We start from the raw sequence: 19491 nt of genomic DNA, 5'->3' as shown, positions 1-19491 counted from the left end.
GGCCTTGGGCTGATTCGAGTACCGGGTTTCCATCCCTTAGAGGAAGTTTCGGAAGGGGAATTGCGACGGGTGTTATCTGCGCAATAGGCAGTTTCCATCCCTTAGAGGAAGTTTCGGAAGGTGAAGGGCTTAGTCGTGGCGTCCTCGATTTTTTCCCGTTTCCATCCCTTAGAGGAAGTTTCGGAAGCCGCCGCATCAAGACAGGAGCAAGGTTAGCAAAAAGAGTATACCACATTGTGCCAATATCCGGATGAAGCAAAATGAAAATGGACACTGCTGTAACAAGGGTCAACAGCTTTTTTAAACCTGCGTCGCCCCTCCACGCTTTTTGCACTATCCTGGGGCGACGCAGAAATTTGAACCTGCTGTGAAGTTGTCAATTTGCGAAACACGCACGTCGTCAACGTCTTGAATCCATTCTATTGTACCTCCAAATACACTTGGATGGATATATCGCCGGAGATCGAGTTCCTGACCGCAGGCCGGCGGCGCCGGGATATCACGTTTCCAACCCTGCTAAAGGAAGCTTTAAGGAAGCGCTGAATAAATCATAGTTTATTTTGTTTAAAAGAACGAACCATGGGGCCATGTGAGAGAATAGAGAAAACTCTTTGGAGGTGCACCATGCCTGGACAGCGCAGTTTCAGCGACCTTGAATACGCCAACCGCAAGCGCATCACGAAGCGGGAGAGCTTCTTGAAGATGATGGATGAAATAATTCCCTGGTCCGAATGGATTGAACTCATTCGTCCCTTCTACCCTAAGGGGGACCGGGGTCGTCCCCCCAGGGGAATAGAGGTCATGTTGCGCATGTACCTGGTTCAGTCGTGGTTCAACCTGTCTGACGCGATGGTGGAGGACGCGATATACGACAGTTACGCAATACGAAGCTTCATGGGACTGAACTTCCATGATGAGCAGGCTCCGGACGCGACAACGCTTCTGAAGTTTCGCCGTTTGCTCGAGGAGCAGGGACTGGGGAAAAAGATGTTCGAAGCCATCAACCAGCTCCTGGAGTCAAAAGGATGCATGATGCGCGGAGGCACGATAGTGGATGCGACGATAATCCAGGCACCGAGCTCAACGAATAACGCATCCGGAGAACGGGACCAGGAGATGCACCAGACGAAGAAAGGCAATCAATGGTACTTCGGGATGAAGGCGCACATCGGAGTGGACGCCGGGAGCGGGTATACACACACGGTAACGGTGACGCCGGCGAATGCACAGGATATAACGCAGGCATCGGAACTTATCCGGGAAGATGACGAGACGGTCTACGGAGATGCAGGCTTTATAGGGATAGAGAAGCGTGCGGAGATCATGTCGGATGAGAAAAAGAGCCGGATAGAGTATCGGATCAATCGCCGTCCGGGTACGTTGAGCAGGCAATACCAGGGTTATGCGCTGGAGGTGGAAAGGAAGGAAGAGCGGAGGAAGTCCTCGGTGAGGAGCAAGGTGGAGCATCCGTTTCGGATTGTGAAGGTTTTGTTTGGTTATCGCAAGACGGTGTATCGAGGTTTGTCAAAGAACCTGACCCGTCTGTACACTCTGTTTGGCAGCGCGAATCTGTTGATGTGGAGCTGGGCGGGGAAGCCAAGTCGATGAGGGAATCAAGGGGGTATTGTACCCAAAAGAGGGCAGGATACCCCCCTAAGCGTTACAGAAGCATTACAGAAGAGGATTTTATTTGAATTTTTCTTGAAAGTCGATTAATTTCTGGTGTATTATCTGCCAATTTCGACACACCAAAAAACTTACACATCCTTCCTGCTTTATTCAGCGCTTCCTTAAAAGTCATCACGAGCAAGGAGGAGATTTACAAGCTCCTCAGTTTCCACCCCTGCTAAAGGAAGCTTTAAAAGCCGTTACATCAAGACAGCAAGCGCTTTCTCAATCTGCGCCGGCCCCTGCTCTTTTTCCATCAGGGGCGACGCAGAAATTTGAACCTGCTATGAAGTTATCAATTTGCGTTGCAGGACTTCAAAAGGGCTGGATTTTCCGGTTCACCCAACCCGTTGCCGCCTGCTACACCAAAAAGTCCGTCTCTCCCCGCTCCACGCCAAGAACCTCGCGCGACATGTAGCGCTCCGTGCGCCACACGTAGAATAGCACGCTGTCATATTGCAGGTCCAGCACCTTATGTACGTCCATCTTCAGCGCGGCCATGGAAGCGGGCGTCAATTCGCCCTCCAGTACCGAGTCCTGAATCCACGTGAGGTAGCGCCGCGCCGTCTTCAGGACCTTGCCGACGCGCTTCTCCCCCACGTCATAGAACATCAGGACGAACACCTCACCACCTGCTCACAAAGGGCTCGTAGGGTGTGTCGCCCAGAATGTGCTTCTGGAGCTTATAGGCCTCCATGCGCACCAGACCCCGATAGCTGACGTTGCGCTTCAAACGCGGATGCTCGATCGTCTCGTTGACCCGCGCCTCCCAGGCGCGCAAGACGACCTCGCGCCCCCGGTCGTTCAGGTAGATGCCGCCGCCCGTCTCCTTTTCAAAGTGCTTTTCCTGAATCTCTCGCTTGTTGACCAGAGAAAAAATCAGGCGGTCGACGAGGATCGGTTTGAATATCTCCGCAAGGTCCAGATTCAGACTGAACCGCCGAAAGTTCGTCTCGTGCAGGAAGCCGATGCGCGGGTCCAGGTGCGTCCTGTAGATCTGCGACAGCGCGAGAATGTAGCACATGGAGTTCAGGAAGCTGATCAGCGCGTTCATGCGGTTGGTCGGCGGACGGCGGGTCCGTTCCAGCATCTTGAAGCCCTCATCCTGAACCAGTCGATCGAAGAATTGGTAGTACCGATTTCGGACGTTGCCCTCGATTCCCATCAGGCCGGGGACGTCCTCGCTCCGTGGCGCCAGGTCCTCGAAACGCTCCAGGTCCTCCAGAATGTCCTGGACCTCCAGCGAAGCCCGGCGCTGGTAGTATCCCACCACCTTGCGCATGTTCTGAATCGCGCCGACGATGAGGGCCGAGGCCAGAGCATGACGTTTGCCGCCATCCATGTAGTGCGCCGCCTGAGCCAGGATGACGGCCCCTGAGTTCATGTGTTCGCGCGGGTAATAGGTCCCTGTGTAATAGCCATGATAGTTGAAAAAATGGAGGATGATCTGTTTTTGGGTCAAAAACTCCAAAAGGCTCTTGTTGAGCTCCAGGTCACCCAACACCATGATCTCGTCCGTCGTCTCCACGGGCAGAAAGCGCGGTTTTTGCCCCGGCTCGCCCGCCCTCTCCACAAACAGCGTGTTGTCCTTGCGCCGTAGCGCTCCGGAGCTCAAAAGATATAGGGTCTTGCCCATCTCGCCCCTCCTCCCTCTTAAGACAACTTAGCCCCAACAATACTCGGCATAGGCGCACTTGCCGCAGTACTTGCAGGACGCCGCTGCAGGCGGGGCGTCCTGCCGAACGAGCGCCCCGATTTCGTCATAGGTGGCGTCGAGCTCCGCCATGAGCTCGTCCGTCAGCGCCACCTCGACGCGCTTCTTCTCGGTGGGGAACATCAGAACCCCTCTGGCCTCGATCCCGGCCTTCCGAAGATCGTAGAGGTAATGGGCAAGCTGCAACCGCGCAGACCGCTCCGCGCGGCTGCTCTTCTTCACCTCACAGACCACCAGATCTCCATCCGTGCCCTGAACGAAGTCGAACCTGTTGTCCTCGAACGCCACCTGATGCCGCTCGCGGGCGTAGCTGTTCTGATCGATCAGGCGGCCCAGGGCGAGGAATTCATCCCTGGGTTCCGGTTCAATTCCTCGAGCCATGAGCCAGACCTGCCGGGCGCAGATGCTCCAGTACCAAACCAGAGTACCGCCAATGCGTGCATCCTCGGAAAAAACCATGGCCGATTCTCACCAATCGTCCAATCCAGCACCTTGACGGCAAGGAGAGAAGCCAGCCATAGGATGATACGGGCTGTCGGCCCCCTCACCAATGCCAGGGCGCCGAATCACACAATAATCTCCATACTGTTCCAGGGGATTCTGAGAGCTGCCGCCGACGAAATTTCCAACTCGATCCAGCCATTCCTTCAGCAGGTCCTTTCTGACTCCGATCGCATACTGCTGCAGACGGTTGTTCAGGGTTTTCAGCCGCTCCCTGTTGTCCAGCGTCCTATCCAGGGTCATTAACTCATTCAGGAGGTCGTCCAGATCGCCGTCGTGATCGACGTAGACGGGGACGTCAAAATCCATCTCTTTAAACAGGGGGGTGTAATCGCCCCAGTTCCCCTCCTCGATATCTCTCCATAAGGCTTTAGGTTCGATGGAACTTGAAATTTTTTCGTAATAACGGGCCACGATGTCCGGGACGTCCCGCTCGTCAAATTCCGGCGACTCTTCCAGCAACAGGCGGGTATGGTCCATCAACACGTCATCATAGATCGGCCCCGCAAAAGAACGGCCGTTCTCGTTCTGCAAGGCCGTGATCAGCACAAAACCGTCCTCTCGCTCTCCGCTGCGGTTGCACCGCCCCGCCACCTGAACGAGGCTGTCCAAAGGCGCAAGGTCGCGGAAGGCCCACTCAAAGTCCAAGTCAACCCCAGCCTCCACCACTTGGGTCGCAATGAGGTAATGTCGTTTCCCGCTCACCTCCAGGCTCTTGATCTCCTTCAAAGTTTCACGGCGATGCTTGGGGGTCATCCAACGACTGAGCATGAAGACCGGCGCATCGCCAAAAATTGGTCTTAGAAGATCGTAAGCCGCTCTTGCCGAACCGCGTGTATTGAACACCAACATCCCGGACGACTCCGAAAACGCAGGGATGCGTTCCCTTAAAAGCCCGGGTAAATCGCTCAAAAGATGTTTCCCCTCGACAAAACGATAGCGATGCCGGTTGAAGGGGAAACGGACGCACGGAGCCAGCTCCGTCCCCTCGAAAATCCTGGGCTGCGTGGCCGTCATCAGGATAAAGACGGTCCCCCAGCGCTCATGAATGAACGTCAGGACCTTCCCCAGCTCCGGCCAGAGGTGGCAGTCGATGCCCTGGGGCTCATCCATCAGCACGACCGCGTTGCGGAGCCGATGGAAGTCGATCGTCGCCCCGGCCTTGGGATTGAAGATCGTGTTCCAGAGCTGAACCATCGTCGTAACGATCACCGGGGACCCCCAATACCGAAAGAGCCGCATCGAGCGCCGCCAAGCCATCGTCCTGTCCGCCCCTGCCCCCGTTCCGGGGATGTCGTACTCCGGCGCCTCATTATTCTCCGCCTCATCCCCATCGTCCAGTCCGGCGAGCATCAGGCTGTGTTCCTCCTGGACGAACTCGGCACCAAAGACCTTTTTTGCGAACTCCGCGTTCTGTTCCACGATGCTGATAAAGGGCAGGGCGTAGACAATCGTGGAATACCCCAGATTCTTTGCCAGGGTATGAGCCGTCCTGAGCCCGATGTTGGTCTTGCCCGCCCCGGTCGGCAGGGTCAGGGTGAAGAGGCCGGGAGAGCGAATCTCCGCGACACTGCGCAGGCAGCTTTCCGCGACCTCCGAGCGCCAGGCATCCGTTACCCGCCTACGCTCCGACGCTTTGGCAACGCTGGAAAAAGGATAGGGAGTGAAATCGGGCAGGGACTGAAGGTTCATCGCCTTCACGTTGATGGCGTCCAAACGGTCCCCGGCAACCAGAACCGAGAGGACGCTGCGCAGCCTCAACCAATAATCGGGAAAGGGGTAGTCATCGGGATAGCGGTCGTCGATGGCATAGATGAATTTCTTCCAGCAGCGCTCGTCCAGAGGACAGGGCCATTGGGGAAGCAAAGCGCTCATATCCTCCCCAATCTTTTTCCAGGATGCGCGATAGCCTGCCCAAAAGGGGGAACTCGCACCCCAATCCTCAATTTTTGCGTGATGCCGGCGCACCGCCTCCACGCTGAAGAAGGCATCGAACGGATCCTTATTATCCTGTTGCAGGGAAAACGTAAAGAAGGAGGAAGGGAGCGAGTGGTTCACTCCCTTTCCCTTCCCCATGAGGTACTTCTGGAACTCCGGATCGGCCTTTCCCGGATCATGGGTCAGAGCTGCGGCCTCGACGTCGAAAGCGATATCTTCCAGCCCATGGAACTCGACGATCTGCCGGGCCAGATCCGCCGTTCCTAGAAGATGGTCGATCAGGCGCTTTCCAGGGTGGCTCTTCAGGTCACCACTCAGGGAACCACGCAACGATGTCCTCCACGCCTCGCGCGGCACATCGCGTGACATGCAGCTCCCCCCTTTTGCGCACGCACAACGGACGGTTCACGTCCGCAGAATAGACGACCTTGACGCTTTCCGCCAGTGCCCGCTCCGTCGTCAGCCTGAAGGGAACCCGTTCGCTGAATATCCCTCCCGACTCGGCCAAATTAAGCTCCATTCCCTCCCCCGCCCAGGGGACCACCGTATCGACCCGCACTTCCCCCTCGCCCATGGGCTGGGGGTCACAAGCACCGATATAATCTATCTGCGCAAGGGCGTAAGCCACGCCAAGATACGGCGTGTAGACAAAACGTCCTTCCTCCAGATAATGTTTCAAACGATCCTCGATCCCGCCCGAAACATAGACGCGGTAGCGGGGCGAAGCCACGAACTGATGCTTGACCTGGATATGCGGTGTAGTCTGCGGATTTTTGACGTTCCAGAAGTTTACGGCTGCCCGCAGCCAACGCGTCTGCCTGAGAAGGGCGACGGTGACGCGAGTTCCCGCAAGCTCCTTCCAGTAGTCCGCATGGGAAGCATTTCCCGAAGCCCCGTTGTCCAGGCCGACGATCGCGGAGACAAGGCCCGCTATAGCCGAAGGCGGTGGGAACGCGAAGGAGACCGAGGAGGTTGTCGTGTAGGGTTTGCGGAACAGGGCCATGTCGGACGAACAATCGAACATGACGGCCATTTGGGGCTCACCTCGCTTCCAGCGCCAGCTTCCCTCCAAGAAGGGCCTTCAATTCCTCAAGCCCCTTGACCTTCAAATCCATTTCATGCAGGATCCTTACCCGTTCCACATCCTGAGAGACCCGGCTCAGGGCAGAGGACAGAGCCGTGATGTCGAGGAACACCTCGTCGCAGGAACGAAGGGCAAGCTGCTCGTCGGCGCTCAGGATATGCCCGTCCGCCCCCAGGAGCCTGACCTTCTCGTCCATCGCCCCAACGATGCCGTCAAAGCCCTTTGCGTAGCGCACCTCCAGCAGGAAGCGCGGCATATGCCCCACCTTGCTGCGGGTGATCAGGTTGGCCGTCCCCTTCCAGAGAGCCGAGAAGAGGGCGTCAATATCCTCGTCAGTCGCACCCGTAGTCAGGGAAGCGTGCTGGTTGGCGATCGCATAATCCGCAATAAGGACAAACGGGACAATGTACTCGCTCCGGAAGGAACGCTGCTCACTGCCCTCTTTGGTGGCGAAGGCGGCCGTCCCCTGAACGGTCTCGACCGCAGCGCGGTGAAGCGAACGGCCCCACTTGAACTGCACGGGCCCCGTCCAGGCAAAGGACTCGCTGCCCAAAGCGAAGGTCACGCCAAAAAGCCTCGTGTCGATACAACGCGACAACGCTTCCTGTCCCTTTGTCACTCCCAGCTTTTCCTTCAGCTCCGCCACGCGGCTCTTGAGGGTTTTAGTCTCCCCATCGACGAAGACATCCCGTCCCTCCCTCAGCCACTGGTCCCGAACCGTCCTCTTGACGCGGACGTCCGAAACCAGAACCTGGCCGCTGTCCTCGTCGAAACGGGGATGATTCGCGTTGAGCGGGTCCCCATTGGGGTTGGCGTCCTTAACGCTGTAAACGAACAGAAGCTCCCGGCGCTGCTCAAACGACATTTTAATTTTCCTCCTCTCTCGATTCCAAATCCTGGCTCATGCCCTCTTCTTCCGCCTGTTTCTTAAAAATCCTGCCGAAGAAATAGTCCGGTGCGTTCAGAAAGGCGATGGAAAAGGCGAAGTTTCCCTCCACTCCAAGCTCTTGTGGCTCCCCCTCCATCAGCAGCTTTCCCGCCTCGGCGCAGAGGGACTCGATCATCCCTGCATAGGGTATGTTGTAAACCCTGCCCAACTCCGGCACACGCGCCATCAGACGCAGAAGATCCCGTCGCTGCATCCGTCCGAAGTGCAGCTGCTTGTACATGGGAGAGGCATCGATGGCCCCTCCCTTCCCCACCTGCCCGCGCGCGATCATCCCCAGGACCAGACCGGCGAGAAAAATTCCCCTGCCCTCCGGTTTTTGAAGATAAGGGTCCTGAAAATCCTCAAAAAAATCCAGACGCACGACGCTCACCCCTTTTTCCCAATTTGCCGCTCCCCACCTTCGGGAACGGACGAAACGCTCTCGTTGGCCCTGTATAGAAAATCCACGATGGCATTCCATCGCCGCGCCGTCGCAGCGCTGTATCGTGCCACCCAATCGGAATCCGCGCACAACCCTTGCAGGCGGGACACGACAGCGCCCTTCACCCTTTCGATATCGACGCGCTCCCCACCGAGAAGATGACCGATCAGGCCCAAAAGCCAATCGCGCAGCACTGCAGCATCTCCATCATTTTTTCCGGCCAGCGCCGTCAGCGTTCCAAAAATGATCCGAATACCCTGATACAAGGTGGCGGCATTCGGATCCGCCCCTGCCTCGTCCGCCTCTGGGGCAAAACGTCCCCTTGGGGCGAACAGTCCGGTCGCGGAGACCGTTTGGCACCACAGATCGTTCAGCCTGCGCAGCCTGGAGGGCGGCACGTCCTCCACCATCAACAGGAGCCTCTCCTGAGCCTGATTCTGTTCCCAGAACACGAAATGATACGTCAGGCTGTCCTCCTGTTCCAGCACGCGCTCGGCCAGAAAGGGTGCGTTCTGAAGCCCGGTCTGGAGAAAGTCCTTCGTCTTTTGTTCCAGATACTTCTGATTGACGTTCCCCGTCAACAATTCGGGAACCGTATAGATCCTGACGTTATAGACGCTCTTTGCGTCCAAAAACTTCGCGTCGATGACGTTGCGTCCCTCGGAGAGAAGACGGTAGCAGTCGGCGCAGAGAGGAAAGACCTTGGCCTTAGAAGCATCGCCGTCCTCAAGCCCCGGCAGGAAGCTCTTCTTGTCGAACGTCGCAAAGGCAAAGACCTTGTCCATATTGACCGGAGCGGAAGTCGGCCCGTGACACACTCCACAGGACACACTGTGTTGTTGTTTGTTTTTTTTATTTTTGGCAGCCCCTGGATCCGCTCCGGAAACACCGGCAAGCCGGGAACGAAAATGGGCAAGGAAGGCAGGGGTGTCCACAGGATAGAAAAAACGCTCCGGGTCGGACGCGCCGAAAATCAGGAGGTAGGACCTCCTTCTGTCCGACCAGAGCTCAGCCAAACGTTCCACCCTCGCGACAAGGGCGTCCATGATGCGGTCCACGCTGCCCGGCGAGAAGACGCCCTGCTCCTCAAAGGCCCACAACGTCGATTTGTGGAGTTTGAAGAAACGCGAATCCTTGTCGTCCCTCCAATTCCCACTCCCCACCAGGGCTTTTTGGCCGTCAACCACCCCCTTACCAAGCTTGTAGAGCGGCGAATAGCGCCACGTCGCAGCCGGGCTCACAGGATCCCGGTAGAGGTAGCGGCGCTTCTTCGCCCGATCGTCGCCCCCTCCTCCCCAAAAATCCGCGATCTCGATCTCGCGGATGCCCCTCACATCGAGGCACTCCACCTTGGCATCCGGCACTTCCAGCCAGACCTGGAGCTCCTTTCCCGGCAGCCGCCGTGCCGATTCGTTGTCGGATTCGATCAAATCCATCGGCATCTGGAAAAAACTGTCGACATCCGCGAAGTCGCCACTCCCCGACCGCTCCAATTCCCTCCGTCCCAACGCATGCAGCGCGTCAACGAAACCCAAAACGACACCTCCTTGAATTGAAGCTCATTCCCCTCAAAACAAGTCTAATGCGGCAGCATCAGAATGTCAATAATTGATGATATATCTAATACCTAAAACAGGAAGGTTCTCAGAAAACATGATGAGATAAATCATGTTTCCATCCCCACGTCGGGAATCATTTCTGAAAGCAAGGAGCATTATGTCCCCTCTACTCCTTCGTCACGCACCCCCATCCCGCGCTGTTCTTCGCGCCCAGGCCACAGTCCAGAGCGACCTGCAGAAGCTCCCGCGGCCCATCGAGGCGGAAGCGCCCGTCCCACCCCTTGATGGGGAAGCGGGTCTTGGGGCTGAAGAGCGCCGCGCGCTCGCGAACCTTGCCCAGGGGCCTGACGCTCACGTCCCCGCTGGGCGGCTCGCGGTCCGGGTACAGGGCCCGGAATTTGCGCAACAGGTTGTTGCGCACCGAAACGACAAAGGCCGGGTCCTCCGGCGTCAGGTAGACGGTGTAAGGCCTGCCCTCCCGCTCCGTCTGGGAGTAGCAGGAGATGGGCGAGAGCGTCCGTACCGTCAGGCTCCCCTCCTCCGCCCACTGCTGCTCCGCAAGGACGCGGCTGCAGAGGACGACGTTGTTGCCGATGCGAAGCTCCCGCGCGGCCAGGGCGCCCCCTGCGACGCCGTCCATGGTGTCCGTCACGGGCGTCGAGATCACCAGCCGGACGGGCAGGGGAAAGCGAACCGCCTCCGCCTCGAAGCTCGGCAGGCGGGCCGCGATGGGCCAGCTCATGGCAAAGAGCTTCATCCGCCGTCCATAGACGCGGTAGCCCTCGTCGTGCAGGAACGCCGCCCGATCGGGCGGCAGAACGGAGTAGATCAGGGACTGAAACAGGTGCAGGTTGGAGCGCGGGACGCGGATAAAGGCGTCCTCCGCCCCCCGATCGGGCACTTCGAACCACAGGGTGATGTGCACGGGATTTCCTCCCTCCATCGGGCTAATTATAGAACGGGACGGCACCTGCACGCCCCGCGGCGCCAGGCCGCCCCTATTGTACAAAATCGGGGGGCAAAATCAATGCGACGAGATAAGCCGATACAAGTTGGCACAAAATGAGGGACGCCCTGCGGCGTCCCCCGTCAAGCGGCCTGCGGCCCCTGCGAGCCGCGCTTTAAAGTGGTTCGTAGGGCATGACCTCCCGCACCACGTCCAGGATGCTGCCGTCCCGCGCCTCCAGGATCGCGACGACCCGATCCTTCCACCGCAGCGGGTCCGGCCGGCCCACCAGCGCGTAGGCCTTCTCCTGAAGCGCCTTGATGGGCACGTGCCGGATGCCCGCCTTGTCCAGACACTCGACGATGTCCTGCCGGGCAGGGTTCACCGCCGTGCCGTAGTCCGTCACCAAAACGTCCACGCAGTCCCCCGGCGTCGTGACGGTCACGACGCTCTCGCAGACCGTGGGCATACGTCCGCGCGTCAGGGGCGTCACGATGATGCAGCACCTGGCGGAGGCCGCCGTGTCCGGGTGCCCGCCCGGCGCGCCCCGCAGAACGCCGTCCGATCCCGTGATGACGTTGACGTTGAAGTCCGTGTCCACCTCCAGAGCCGCGAGGACGACGAAGTCCAGCTTGTTGATGAGCGCGCCCTTGTTGGCCGGGTTGGCGTACTCGCTGGCGGATATCTCGAAGTGGCGGGGGCTCTTCCCGATGTGCTCGATGGCGGCGACGTCGAAGTCCTGAGTGTCGAGGATCGCGTCCACCAGCCCCTTGTCCATCAACTCGCAGATGGAGCCCGTGATGCCGCCGATGGCCCACCGCATCCGGATGCCGCGCTCGCGCATCAGGGGCTCGATGAAGCGGTTCACGGCCAGGGAGGGCCCCCCCGCGCCCGTCTGAAAGCTGAAGCCGTCCTTGAACCAGGGCGTAGCGGCCATGACCTTCGCCGCCGTCTCCGCCATCATCAGGTCCCTGGGGTTCTGGGTCATGCGCGCCGCGGCCGTGGCGATCTTCTTTGGGTCCCCGATCTCGTCCACCTTGACGACGTAATCCACGTCGATGCCGTGGATGCTGGCGGGGAAGTTGGGATAGGGGACCAGCGTGTCCGTGATGACGACCACCCTGTCGGCGTACTCCGCGTCCGCCATGGCGTAGGACAGCACGCCGCAGTCGCTGCGCCCGCCCACGGCCCGCGCGTTGCCGCACTCGTCGGAGGTCGGCGCGCCAATGAAGGCCACGTCGATGTGGACCTCCCCCTCCTCGATGGCGCGGACCCGTCCGCCGTGGCTGCGTAGGATGGCGGGCGTCCTCAGCCTGCCCTGGGAGACCACCTCCCCCATCCGGCCCCGGATGCCGCTGGTCTGCAGCCCCGTCACGACGCCCTCCTCGATGTAACGGGCGATGGGGTCGTGGGCGGCGCCCAGGCTGGAGGCCGCGATGGTGACGTCCCGGATGCCCAGCTCCGCCACCTCCTTCATCACCAGGTTGGCGACGTAGTCGCCGTCCCGGAAGTGGTGGTGGAAGGAGATCGTCATGCCGTCCCTCAGCCCGCACCGCTGAATGGCCTCCCGAAGGCTCCCCACCAGCTTGCTTCCCTGGGGCTTCTCGCCGATGCGCGTGCGCGGGCCCTGCTTCTTCAGGAGCTCGCCGTCGCGGTGCCCCGCGCCCTGGTAGACCTTCCAGCCCTCCTTCAGCAGCTCGTCGGGTATCTCTCTGCCGACTGCGTTCTTCATCCTAAAGGTCCCCCTCGTACACACCGCTCGCCTTGGCAAGCCGGATCACGCGCTCCGCTCCGGGGACGAAGGCCACGTCAACCATCTTGCCGTTGATCGTGAAGACGCCGACGCCCTTGTCCGCGTTCTCGCGGAAGGCTCGAACGATCTTCTCCGCGTCCGCGATCTCCCTCTGCGTGGGGGCCAGCATCTCGTGGACGATCGGTATCTGGCGGGGGTTGATCAGAGACTTTCCGTCAAAGCCCATGTCCTTGTTCTGCTGGACCTCCGCGCGGAAGCCCTCGTCGTCGTCCAGGTTGGTGAACACCGTGTCGAAGCACTGCACCCCCGCCGCCCGCGCGGCGATGAGCAGGTGCCCCCGGGCCGCCAGCATCTCGATGCCGCCCGGCACCACCTTGACCTGCATACACTTTCGGTAGTCGCCGCCCGATATCGCGACGCCGAAGAGCCGCGGCGACGCCGTGCAGATCTCGTAGGCGTTCAGGACGCCCCTGGGGCTCTCGATGGCCGCCATGAGCAGCGTCCGCCCCTCCTCGACGCCGAACTCGCGCTCCGCGGCCAGCGTCGCCTCCTCCGCGGCCCGGACATCCTGAGCGCTCTCGGTCTTGGCGATGCGGAGCCCGTCGGCGCCCCCCGCCACGCAGACGCGGACGTCCTCGCGCCAGTGGGGCGTGTCCAGCCCATTGATGCGGACGATGACCTCCGTGTCCCCGTAATCGACCTCCTTCAGCGCGTGGTACAGCGAGAAGCGGGCGGAGTCCTTCTGGTTCTCCGCCACGGCGTCCTCCAGGTCCAGCATGATGGAGTCCGCGCCGTAGACGTAGGCGTCCTTGATCAGGCCGGGCCTCTGTGCGTTCATGAACAGCATCGTCCGGCGCAGGCGGAACCGCTCCGGCTTGGGGCGCGGGATCATCGCACATCGCCTCCCCAGGGAATCCTGTCGTCCGGGCCGCACCCGCAGCCACGGTAGTAGGCGCACTCGATGCGCGCCTTGATGGTGCAGTCCAGCGCGCCGTGGTCGTTCACGGTGACGCCGGCGTTCCTCACGCCCAGGCGCTCCAGCGTGGCGAGCGTCGTCTCCCGAATCTGCCGCCCGTACTGCTTCAGGACCGTGCTCTCCAAAAGGAGCTTGATCCCGCCTGAGTCGGCCGGCTCAAGGGTGACCATGACGTCGCTGGACTCCAGCGTGCCCGCCACCCCCGTCGTCTTCAGTTCCATCGCACACCTCCATGGACAAATTCGACGAACGCCCCCTTCCGGCAGCGTCCTCCGAGGTCAGAACGGCGCCGGCCCCTCACGCTTCGCCCTTGCAGCCCTTTTTGAAGAGGGGCGCAACCACCGGGTAGAGCAGCAGCACGACGCTGACGGCCATCAGCGTGCCGGCCACGGGGCGGGCGAACATCGCGGCGAGGTTCGCGTGGGAGAGGGTGAAGGCGCGGCTGAAGTTGCCCTCGCATATCGTGCCCAGCACGAGGCCCAGGATCAGCGCGGCGCTGTTGAAGCGGCAGGCGGAGAACGCCAGGCCGGCGATGCCCGCCACGGCCATGATCTTGACGTCCGCGATGCTCATGTTCGTGGCGTAGGAGCCGATGAGGGCCAGCATGATGATGATGGGCCCCAGGTAGGAGTACGGCACCGCCAGGACCTTGGCGAAGATGCGCGCGATGAAGATGGCCACCACGACCATCAGGATGTTCGTGACGAACATGGAGGCGAACGTCGCGCTGAGGTACTCCGGCTGGTTCTTCAGAAGGAGCGGCCCCAGTTGGACGCCCTTCAGGACCAGCGCGCTCATCATGACGGCCGCCGCATTGCCGCCGGGGATGCCGAGCGATAGCAGGGGCACCATGGAGCCGCCCGTGGCGGCGTTGTTCGCCGTCTCGGAGGCGGCGATGCCGTCGATGATGCCCGTGCCGAACTTCTCCGGGTACTTCGACAGCTTCGTCTCCGTCGAGTAGCACAGGAAGGAGGCGATGGTCGCCCCCGCCCCGGGCAGGATGCCGATGATCGTCCCGATGATGGAGCACCGCGCGAGGAGCCACTTGATGCCCCACCATTCGCTGAAGGAGGGCATCTTCGTGCTGACGCTGCCGCCCCCCACGCCCTGTTCCGCCTTCAGGCGCTTGTCCGTCCCCGTCTGCTTCAGCACCTCCGTCACGGCAAAGATGCCGATGAGGACAGGGATCATCTCAAGCCCCGCGATCAACTGCGTCGAGCCGAACGTCATGCGCTGCACGGCGTACATCGTGTCCTGCCCGACGCAGGCCAGGAGCAGCCCCAGCAGGCCGGAGATCACCGTGCGGAGGATGTTCCTGGAGTCGAGGCAGGTCAGGATGGACAGCCCCATGAACGTGATGGCGAAGATATCCGCCGGACTGAAGGAGAGCGCCGCCTGCGTCAGCTGCGGGGAGAGCAGGAGCATACAGAACGCGGACACCAGACCGCCGATGGCCGAGCTGCCAAGCGCGATGCCGAGCGCCTTTCCCGCCTCGCCGCGCTGGGCCATGGGGTAGCCGTCGAACGTCGTGGGGGCGCTGGACGGCACGCCAGGTATCTTGAACAAAATGGCCGTGATGCTGCCGCCCGTGATGGAGGAACAGTAGACGGCGACCAGAAAGACGATGGCCGGAACGGGCTTCATGCTGTAGGTGAAGGGCAGGCCCAGGGCCACGGCCATCGTGGCGCTGACGCCCGGCAGCGCGCCGAAGATCGTTCCCACGACGATGGCGAAGGCCATCATCATGAACGTGTAGGGGTCCATCAGGACGCCGAACCCGCTCTGCAGCAATTCCCATGTGGACATTTTCTCTCACCTCCCGGAAATTTAGAAGATCGCGGCCTTCGTCTGCGCGATCAGCGACTCGACGTACAGGGCGAAATCCCGCGCCTGGGGGAGCGTGCCGCGAGGAAGGTTGACGGACAGGAGGACCCCGAACACCGCGTAGAGCAGCACGGTGATCGCCGCCGACAGGACGACGAGCCGCAGGATGCGGCGATCTCCCAGGAGCAGCCCGTAGAGGAGGAGCATCAGGAAGCACGTCCCCATGAAGCCCAGCGGTTCCAGGGCAAAGCTCGCCCCCAGCACCAGGAGGATGCCCAGGAACGTGCGGCTCTTGAGGAACTCAGCGGAGTGGGCCCCGAAGCCACTCAGGGAGAAGTCCGGATTGTCCCGGTTCCTGCGGAGGATTCGGACGATGTTGACGGCGATGAAGACGAGCAGCAGGATGACGATGGCCCTGGGCCAGACGTCCGGGCTCAGCGCGTACGGGTTTTTCTGAACCTTGACGGGGATCGGCGCCTCCGTCACGTGGAAGAAGTACACGTAGAGGAGCGCCAGCCACAAAAGCGCGTTGCAAATCAGCTCAAACAACGGTTCCGCACCCCTTCCCGGATACAGCAAAGGGGGTGGGGCAGAAAGGCCCCGGCCCCCTTCGTCAAAGGTTCTCCACTACTTCGCGTAGTAGTCCTTCTTCAGGACTTCCTCGGACTCCAGGTAGTCCGTGAAGGCCTTGTACTCGCTCTCGAAGAGCTGGCCGAACTCCTCAGGCCCGGCGAAGCCAGGGCGCTCGTCGTAGGCTCCGGCCTTCAGGAAGTCCTGCCATGTCTGCGTTTCGACGGCCTGTTTGACGGCCGCAAGCAGCGCGTCGATGGCCTCCTGGGGCGTTCCCTTCTTGGCGAAGAGGCCGCGCCAGGTGCCGATGTAGGAGTTGATGCCCAGCTCGCCCGTGCATTGCATGTCCGGGTAGAGCTTCATGCGCTTCTCGCTGATGGCGCACAGCGGGACGATGTCGCCCGCCTCGATCAACCCCGCGATCTCGTCCGTGCCGGTGATCATCATGTCGATGTGCCCGCCGACGAGGGCCGAGTTCATCTCGGCGCCGCCGCCATAGGCGACCTCATTGACGGCGAGGCCTTCCAGCGTCTGGCGCAGGGAGGCGCCGTCCGCGCCCGTCACCGTCAGCATGCCGACGCTCACCTCGTAGGGGTGGGCCTTGGCGTACTCGTACAGCTCGGAGAAGTTGTGGTAGCCCTTCGCCTCCATGGCCTTTTTGGAGCCAGCGATGATGTTGATGGAGTGGACCAGCTTCACGACGGGGATGAACTCGTCCTTGAAGTTCATGGACGTGGCACCCTGCAGGTCCTGCATGATCAGGCTCTGCGTGCCCAGCATGAAGGTGTAGCCGTCCGCCGGCTGCTTGTAGGTGTACTCCACGCCGTTGACCCCGCTTCCGCCCTCGACGTTGACGACCTCCACCTGAACGCCCAGAATGTCCTTCAGCAGGGCGGCCATGGGCCGAAGCGTGCTGTCCGCGCCTCCGCCGACGCCCCAGGGGCAGACCAGGTCCACCTTGCGCTCGAACTTCCACTCCGCCGACGCCCCAGCCGCACCGACCGACACCAGCGCCAACGCCAACAGCGCACACAGGAACTTTCTCACAACAGATTCCCTCCCTCTCAAAAACAAACTCCAGAAAATTGAAACGTTTAAGGATGGCAGCACCCCGCCGCCCACGCGGCGCAGGTCGCTTATATTATAATATGAGATGTCCGTTTTGACGAAGCCGCCCTCGTCTTTGAATCCGGCCTTTGGATTCGGGGCGCGGCGGCGGGGGAACAGCAAAGGAGCAGGTCACATGAGCGAGCACTGCGATCACAACTGCGATCATTGCGCCGCGGGCTGCGCGGCGCCAGCGGCAAAGGCGGCGACGAAACGGGAGAACAGGGTGGCGCGCGTGGTGGGCGTCGTCAGCGGCAAGGGCGGCGTCGGCAAATCCCTGGTGACGGCCCTCCTGGCCTCAGGGGGCAGAAGACGGGGGATGCGGACGGGAATTTTGGACGCGGACATCACCGGCCCCTCCATCCCCAAGATGTTCGGCCTCCACGAGAAGGTCTTCTCCGATGGCAAGGCCATCCTCCCCGCCGTCACGCGGGACGGCACGGAGGTCATCTCCATGAACCTCTGCCTGCCGCGGGAGGAGGACCCCGTCGTGTGGCGAGGGCCCGTCATCGCCGGGACGGTCACCCAGTTCTGGGAGGACGTGGACTGGGGGGAGCTGGACTGCCTGTTCGTGGACATGCCGCCCGGAACGGGCGACGTCCCCCTGACGGTCTTTCAGTCCCTCCCCGTGAGCGGCATCGTCGTCGTGACCTCGCCTCAGGAGCTCGTGGGGCTCATCGTGAAGAAGGCGTTCCACATGGCCCGCCTCATGAAGATCCCCGTCCTGGGCATCGTGGAGAACATGGCGTACTTCGAGTGCCCCGACTGCGGGAAGCGACACCACATCTTCGGCCGCGGCCATGCGGAGGACGAGGCGAAGGCCCTTGGCGTCGGCGCCGTGGCCCACATCCCCATGGACCCGCGCTTTGCGGAGCTCTGCGACCGGGGACGGGTCGAGGACCTGGAGGGCCCCTGGCTCGACGGCATCCTGGACGCGATCCAGCGGTCGGGCAAGGGGGCGCACGCTTAAAAGCCGGAGGAGAAGCGCCCTGCGCGCAACGCGCAGGCCCGCTCCCTATCAGAAGACCTCGCGCACCAGGGAGCCGTCGTCGATGGCCGCCTCCAGGGACGGGGCGTCGAAGGTCCGGAGCAGGCGCCCCTCGGCCAGCACGACGGCGAAATCCGCCAGTCGGCGCGCCTGGGTGAGGCTGTGGGACACCAGGACGATGGACACGCGGTCCCTCATGGACAGGAGCATGTCCTCGATCCGCGCCGCCGCGGCCCGGTCCAGGGAGGAGGTCGGCTCGTCCAGCAGCAGGAGCTCCGGCCCCAGGGCCAGCGCCCGCGCCAGGCAGAGGCGCTGCTGCTGCCCGCCGGAGAGGGAGGCTGCGGGGGCGTCCAGCCGGTCCCGCACCTCGTCCCAGAGGCCCGTCCGCTCCAGGGCCTTTTGGAGGGTCTCCCGAACCTCCTGCCTCGACGGCCGCGCGGGGGACGCCAGCTCGAGCGGCAGGGTCAGGTTGCGCCGGATGCTCATCGGCAGGGGGTTGGGGGACTGAAAGACCATGCCCACCCGACGCCTCAGCTCGTGCGGGGAGGGCGCGCCGTCCCCCCGCGTGGGGCGCATCGCCCCGCCCAGCAGGACGCGGACCTCTCCCTCCTCCTCGTACCCCTCGAAACACTCGTTCAACCGATTGATGGAGCGCAGCAGCGTGGACTTCCCGGACCCGGACCGCCCCAGGATGACGCTGATCCTTCGCGCCGGGAAGCGAAGGTCCAGGCCCTTCAGCACTCGCCGCCCGAAGAAGGACACGGCGAGGCCGCGCAGCTCCGCGCAGGACGAGAGGTCGCTCACGATCCGATCCCTCCCCTCCCGGCCGCGCCCCGCCAGCGCCGCGTCAGCCGTCCCTGCAGCGCACTCGCGCCCAGGATCAGCACCGCGGAGAGCAGGAGCAGGACGGAGGCCGTGCCGAACCCCTGAGCCAACTCCTCCGGCCCCGAATACTGCGCCGCGGTGTAGTAGACCTTAAAGGGGAGTGCCTCAAACTTGGAGGTCAGCCCTGCGGGCAGCCCCGCGTTGGCCACGGCCCCCGTCAGCATGATGACGGCCGTGTCCTCCATGGCGCGCCCCATCGCCAGGATGACCCCGCCCAGGATCCCAGGAGCGGCCGCAGGCAGCAGCAGGCGAAGGACGGACTGTCCCCGCGTCATGCCCAGAGCGCTGGCCGTGAGCGCCAACCCCTGGGGCAGCGCCTCCAGGGCGGCCCGAACCGACGTCACCAGCACAGGCAGGATCAAAACGGCGAGGCAGAAGGCCGCCAGCAGCAGGCAGGTGGTCCCCTGCGGCAGGAACGTCCGGCGCAGCAGGATGATCAGTTGAAGGCCGAAGAGCCCCATCACGATGGAGGGGACCCCCGCCAGCACGTCCACGCACCCGCCGATCCAGTCCCTCTCCCTGCGCCCCGCGAAGCAGGCCAGGTAGACGCCGCAGGCCAGGCCCGGCGCCAACGCCATGTCCAGAAATGACATCGGAGCAGGGGACAG

Annotated in this window: 20 protein-coding genes; 3 read left to right on the top strand and 17 right to left on the bottom strand. The window is 61.8% G+C overall.

The window, feature by feature from the left end:
- Nucleotides 1–254, top strand: a 254-nt coding sequence (locus tag ACO41U_RS06825; RefSeq protein WP_485942616.1) for a hypothetical protein, incomplete at its 5' end; no start/stop codon positions are given.
- A gap of 370 nt (nt 255–624) precedes the next feature.
- Nucleotides 625–1608 (top strand): IS5 family transposase, encoded by a 984-nt coding sequence (locus tag ACO41U_RS06820; RefSeq protein ID WP_485942614.1) that lies wholly within the window; start codon nt 625–627, stop codon nt 1606–1608.
- 420 nt (nt 1609–2028) lie between these two features.
- Here the strand turns inward: ACO41U_RS06820 and cas2 are convergent, their stop codons facing one another.
- The 15 genes from cas2 to ACO41U_RS06745 form a co-directional block, all read right to left on the bottom strand.
- The gene (gene cas2 / locus ACO41U_RS06815) at nt 2029–2292 is read right to left on the bottom strand and encodes a CRISPR-associated endonuclease Cas2 (protein WP_485942613.1); all 264 of its coding nucleotides are present in this window, start codon (nt 2290–2292) and stop codon (nt 2029–2031) included.
- Between the two features lies 1 nt (nt 2293).
- Entirely contained in the window at nt 2294–3304 is a 1011-nt protein-coding gene (gene cas1b, locus ACO41U_RS06810) for a type I-B CRISPR-associated endonuclease Cas1b (RefSeq protein WP_485942611.1), read from the bottom strand.
- A 27-nt stretch (nt 3305–3331) separates the two neighbouring features.
- Entirely contained in the window at nt 3332–3841 is a 510-nt protein-coding gene (cas4, locus tag ACO41U_RS06805; RefSeq protein WP_485942609.1) for a CRISPR-associated protein Cas4, read from the bottom strand.
- A 9-nt stretch (nt 3842–3850) separates the two neighbouring features.
- Nucleotides 3851–6190, bottom strand: coding sequence for a CRISPR-associated helicase Cas3' (gene cas3, locus ACO41U_RS06800; RefSeq protein ID WP_485942607.1), 2340 nt, complete (start codon nt 6188–6190; stop codon nt 3851–3853).
- Complete coding sequence (gene cas5b / locus ACO41U_RS06795; protein WP_485942605.1) at nt 6129–6854, bottom strand: type I-B CRISPR-associated protein Cas5b; 726 nt, start codon at nt 6852–6854, stop codon at nt 6129–6131. Before cas5b ends, cas3 begins: the two co-directional genes overlap by 62 nt.
- Nucleotides 6855–6861: 7 nt before the next feature.
- Nucleotides 6862–7770: a type I-B CRISPR-associated protein Cas7/Csh2 gene (gene cas7b / locus ACO41U_RS06790; protein ID WP_485942603.1), complete on the bottom strand. Its 909-nt coding sequence runs from the start codon at nt 7768–7770 to the stop codon at nt 6862–6864.
- 1 nt (nt 7771) lies between these two features.
- Nucleotides 7772–8215 carry a TM1802 family CRISPR-associated protein gene (locus tag ACO41U_RS06785; RefSeq protein ID WP_298778183.1) on the bottom strand — a complete coding sequence of 148 codons (444 nt, stop codon included), beginning with the start codon at nt 8213–8215 and terminating at the stop codon, nt 7772–7774.
- 5 nt (nt 8216–8220) lie between these two features.
- Nucleotides 8221–9810: a TM1802 family CRISPR-associated protein gene (locus ACO41U_RS06780; protein WP_485942601.1), complete on the bottom strand. Its 1590-nt coding sequence runs from the start codon at nt 9808–9810 to the stop codon at nt 8221–8223.
- A gap of 190 nt (nt 9811–10000) precedes the next feature.
- The gene (gene cas6, locus ACO41U_RS06775) at nt 10001–10759 is read right to left on the bottom strand and encodes a CRISPR-associated endoribonuclease Cas6 (RefSeq protein WP_485942599.1); all 759 of its coding nucleotides are present in this window, start codon (nt 10757–10759) and stop codon (nt 10001–10003) included.
- Between the two features lie 196 nt (nt 10760–10955).
- Entirely contained in the window at nt 10956–12512 is a 1557-nt protein-coding gene (gene citF / locus ACO41U_RS06770) for a citrate lyase subunit alpha (RefSeq protein ID WP_298778177.1), read from the bottom strand.
- Nucleotide 12513: 1 nt separating this feature from the next.
- Nucleotides 12514–13425: an aldolase/citrate lyase family protein gene (locus tag ACO41U_RS06765; protein WP_485942596.1), complete on the bottom strand. Its 912-nt coding sequence runs from the start codon at nt 13423–13425 to the stop codon at nt 12514–12516.
- On the bottom strand, nt 13422–13730 hold the full coding sequence (gene citD, locus ACO41U_RS06760; RefSeq protein WP_015556819.1) for a citrate lyase acyl carrier protein: 309 nt from the start codon (nt 13728–13730) through the stop codon (nt 13422–13424). The genes ACO41U_RS06765 and citD overlap by 4 nt, the downstream gene beginning before the upstream one ends.
- Before the next feature lie 76 nt (nt 13731–13806).
- On the bottom strand, nt 13807–15315 hold the full coding sequence (locus tag ACO41U_RS06755; protein WP_485942594.1) for a tripartite tricarboxylate transporter permease: 1509 nt from the start codon (nt 15313–15315) through the stop codon (nt 13807–13809).
- Between the two features lie 21 nt (nt 15316–15336).
- A complete protein-coding gene (locus ACO41U_RS06750; protein ID WP_485942592.1) occupies nt 15337–15882 on the bottom strand; it encodes a tripartite tricarboxylate transporter TctB family protein in 546 nt (181 codons plus the stop codon).
- Between the two features lie 78 nt (nt 15883–15960).
- On the bottom strand, nt 15961–16950 hold the full coding sequence (locus tag ACO41U_RS06745) for a Bug family tripartite tricarboxylate transporter substrate binding protein (protein WP_485942590.1): 990 nt from the start codon (nt 16948–16950) through the stop codon (nt 15961–15963).
- Nucleotides 16951–17146: 196 nt separating this feature from the next.
- On the opposite strand from ACO41U_RS06745, the gene ACO41U_RS06740 reads away from it, so the two are divergent.
- On the top strand, nt 17147–17980 hold the full coding sequence (locus ACO41U_RS06740; RefSeq protein WP_485942587.1) for a P-loop NTPase: 834 nt from the start codon (nt 17147–17149) through the stop codon (nt 17978–17980).
- Nucleotides 17981–18028: 48 nt separating this feature from the next.
- On the opposite strand, the gene ACO41U_RS06735 is transcribed toward ACO41U_RS06740, so the two are convergent.
- Both ACO41U_RS06735 and ACO41U_RS06730 read right to left on the bottom strand, forming a co-directional pair.
- Complete coding sequence (locus tag ACO41U_RS06735; protein WP_298779095.1) at nt 18029–18802, bottom strand: phosphate ABC transporter ATP-binding protein; 774 nt, start codon at nt 18800–18802, stop codon at nt 18029–18031.
- On the bottom strand, nt 18799–19491 hold a 693-nt coding region (locus tag ACO41U_RS06730), incomplete at its 5' end, for a PstA family ABC transporter permease (RefSeq protein ID WP_485942585.1). The genes ACO41U_RS06730 and ACO41U_RS06735, both read right to left, overlap by 4 nt.

It is taken from the genome of Fretibacterium sp., assembly GCF_057312375.1.
Note: the sequence above shows the minus strand (reverse complement) of the source record. Positions and strands in the feature narration are given on the sequence as shown.

Excerpts from the sequence above, each read along its gene's own strand:
- ACO41U_RS06740 (WP_485942587.1), top strand. The coding sequence starts at position 17,147 with ATGAGCGAGCACTGCGATCACAACTGCGATCATTGCGCCGCGGGCTGC.
- cas5b (WP_485942605.1), bottom strand. The coding sequence starts at position 6,854 with ATGGCCGTCATGTTCGATTGTTCGTCCGACATGGCCCTGTTCCGCAAA.
- cas4 (WP_485942609.1), bottom strand. The coding sequence starts at position 3,841 with ATGGTTTTTTCCGAGGATGCACGCATTGGCGGTACTCTGGTTTGGTAC.
- ACO41U_RS06820 (WP_485942614.1), top strand. The coding sequence starts at position 625 with ATGCCTGGACAGCGCAGTTTCAGCGACCTTGAATACGCCAACCGCAAG.
- citD (WP_015556819.1), bottom strand. The coding sequence starts at position 13,730 with ATGGAACTGAAGACGACGGGGGTGGCGGGCACGCTGGAGTCCAGCGAC.
- cas3 (WP_485942607.1), bottom strand. The coding sequence starts at position 6,190 with ATGTCACGCGATGTGCCGCGCGAGGCGTGGAGGACATCGTTGCGTGGT.
- cas1b (WP_485942611.1), bottom strand. The coding sequence starts at position 3,304 with ATGGGCAAGACCCTATATCTTTTGAGCTCCGGAGCGCTACGGCGCAAG.
- ACO41U_RS06765 (WP_485942596.1), bottom strand. The coding sequence starts at position 13,425 with ATGATCCCGCGCCCCAAGCCGGAGCGGTTCCGCCTGCGCCGGACGATG.
- citF (WP_298778177.1), bottom strand. The coding sequence starts at position 12,512 with ATGAAGAACGCAGTCGGCAGAGAGATACCCGACGAGCTGCTGAAGGAG.
- ACO41U_RS06755 (WP_485942594.1), bottom strand. The coding sequence starts at position 15,315 with ATGTCCACATGGGAATTGCTGCAGAGCGGGTTCGGCGTCCTGATGGAC.
- cas7b (WP_485942603.1), bottom strand. The coding sequence starts at position 7,770 with ATGTCGTTTGAGCAGCGCCGGGAGCTTCTGTTCGTTTACAGCGTTAAG.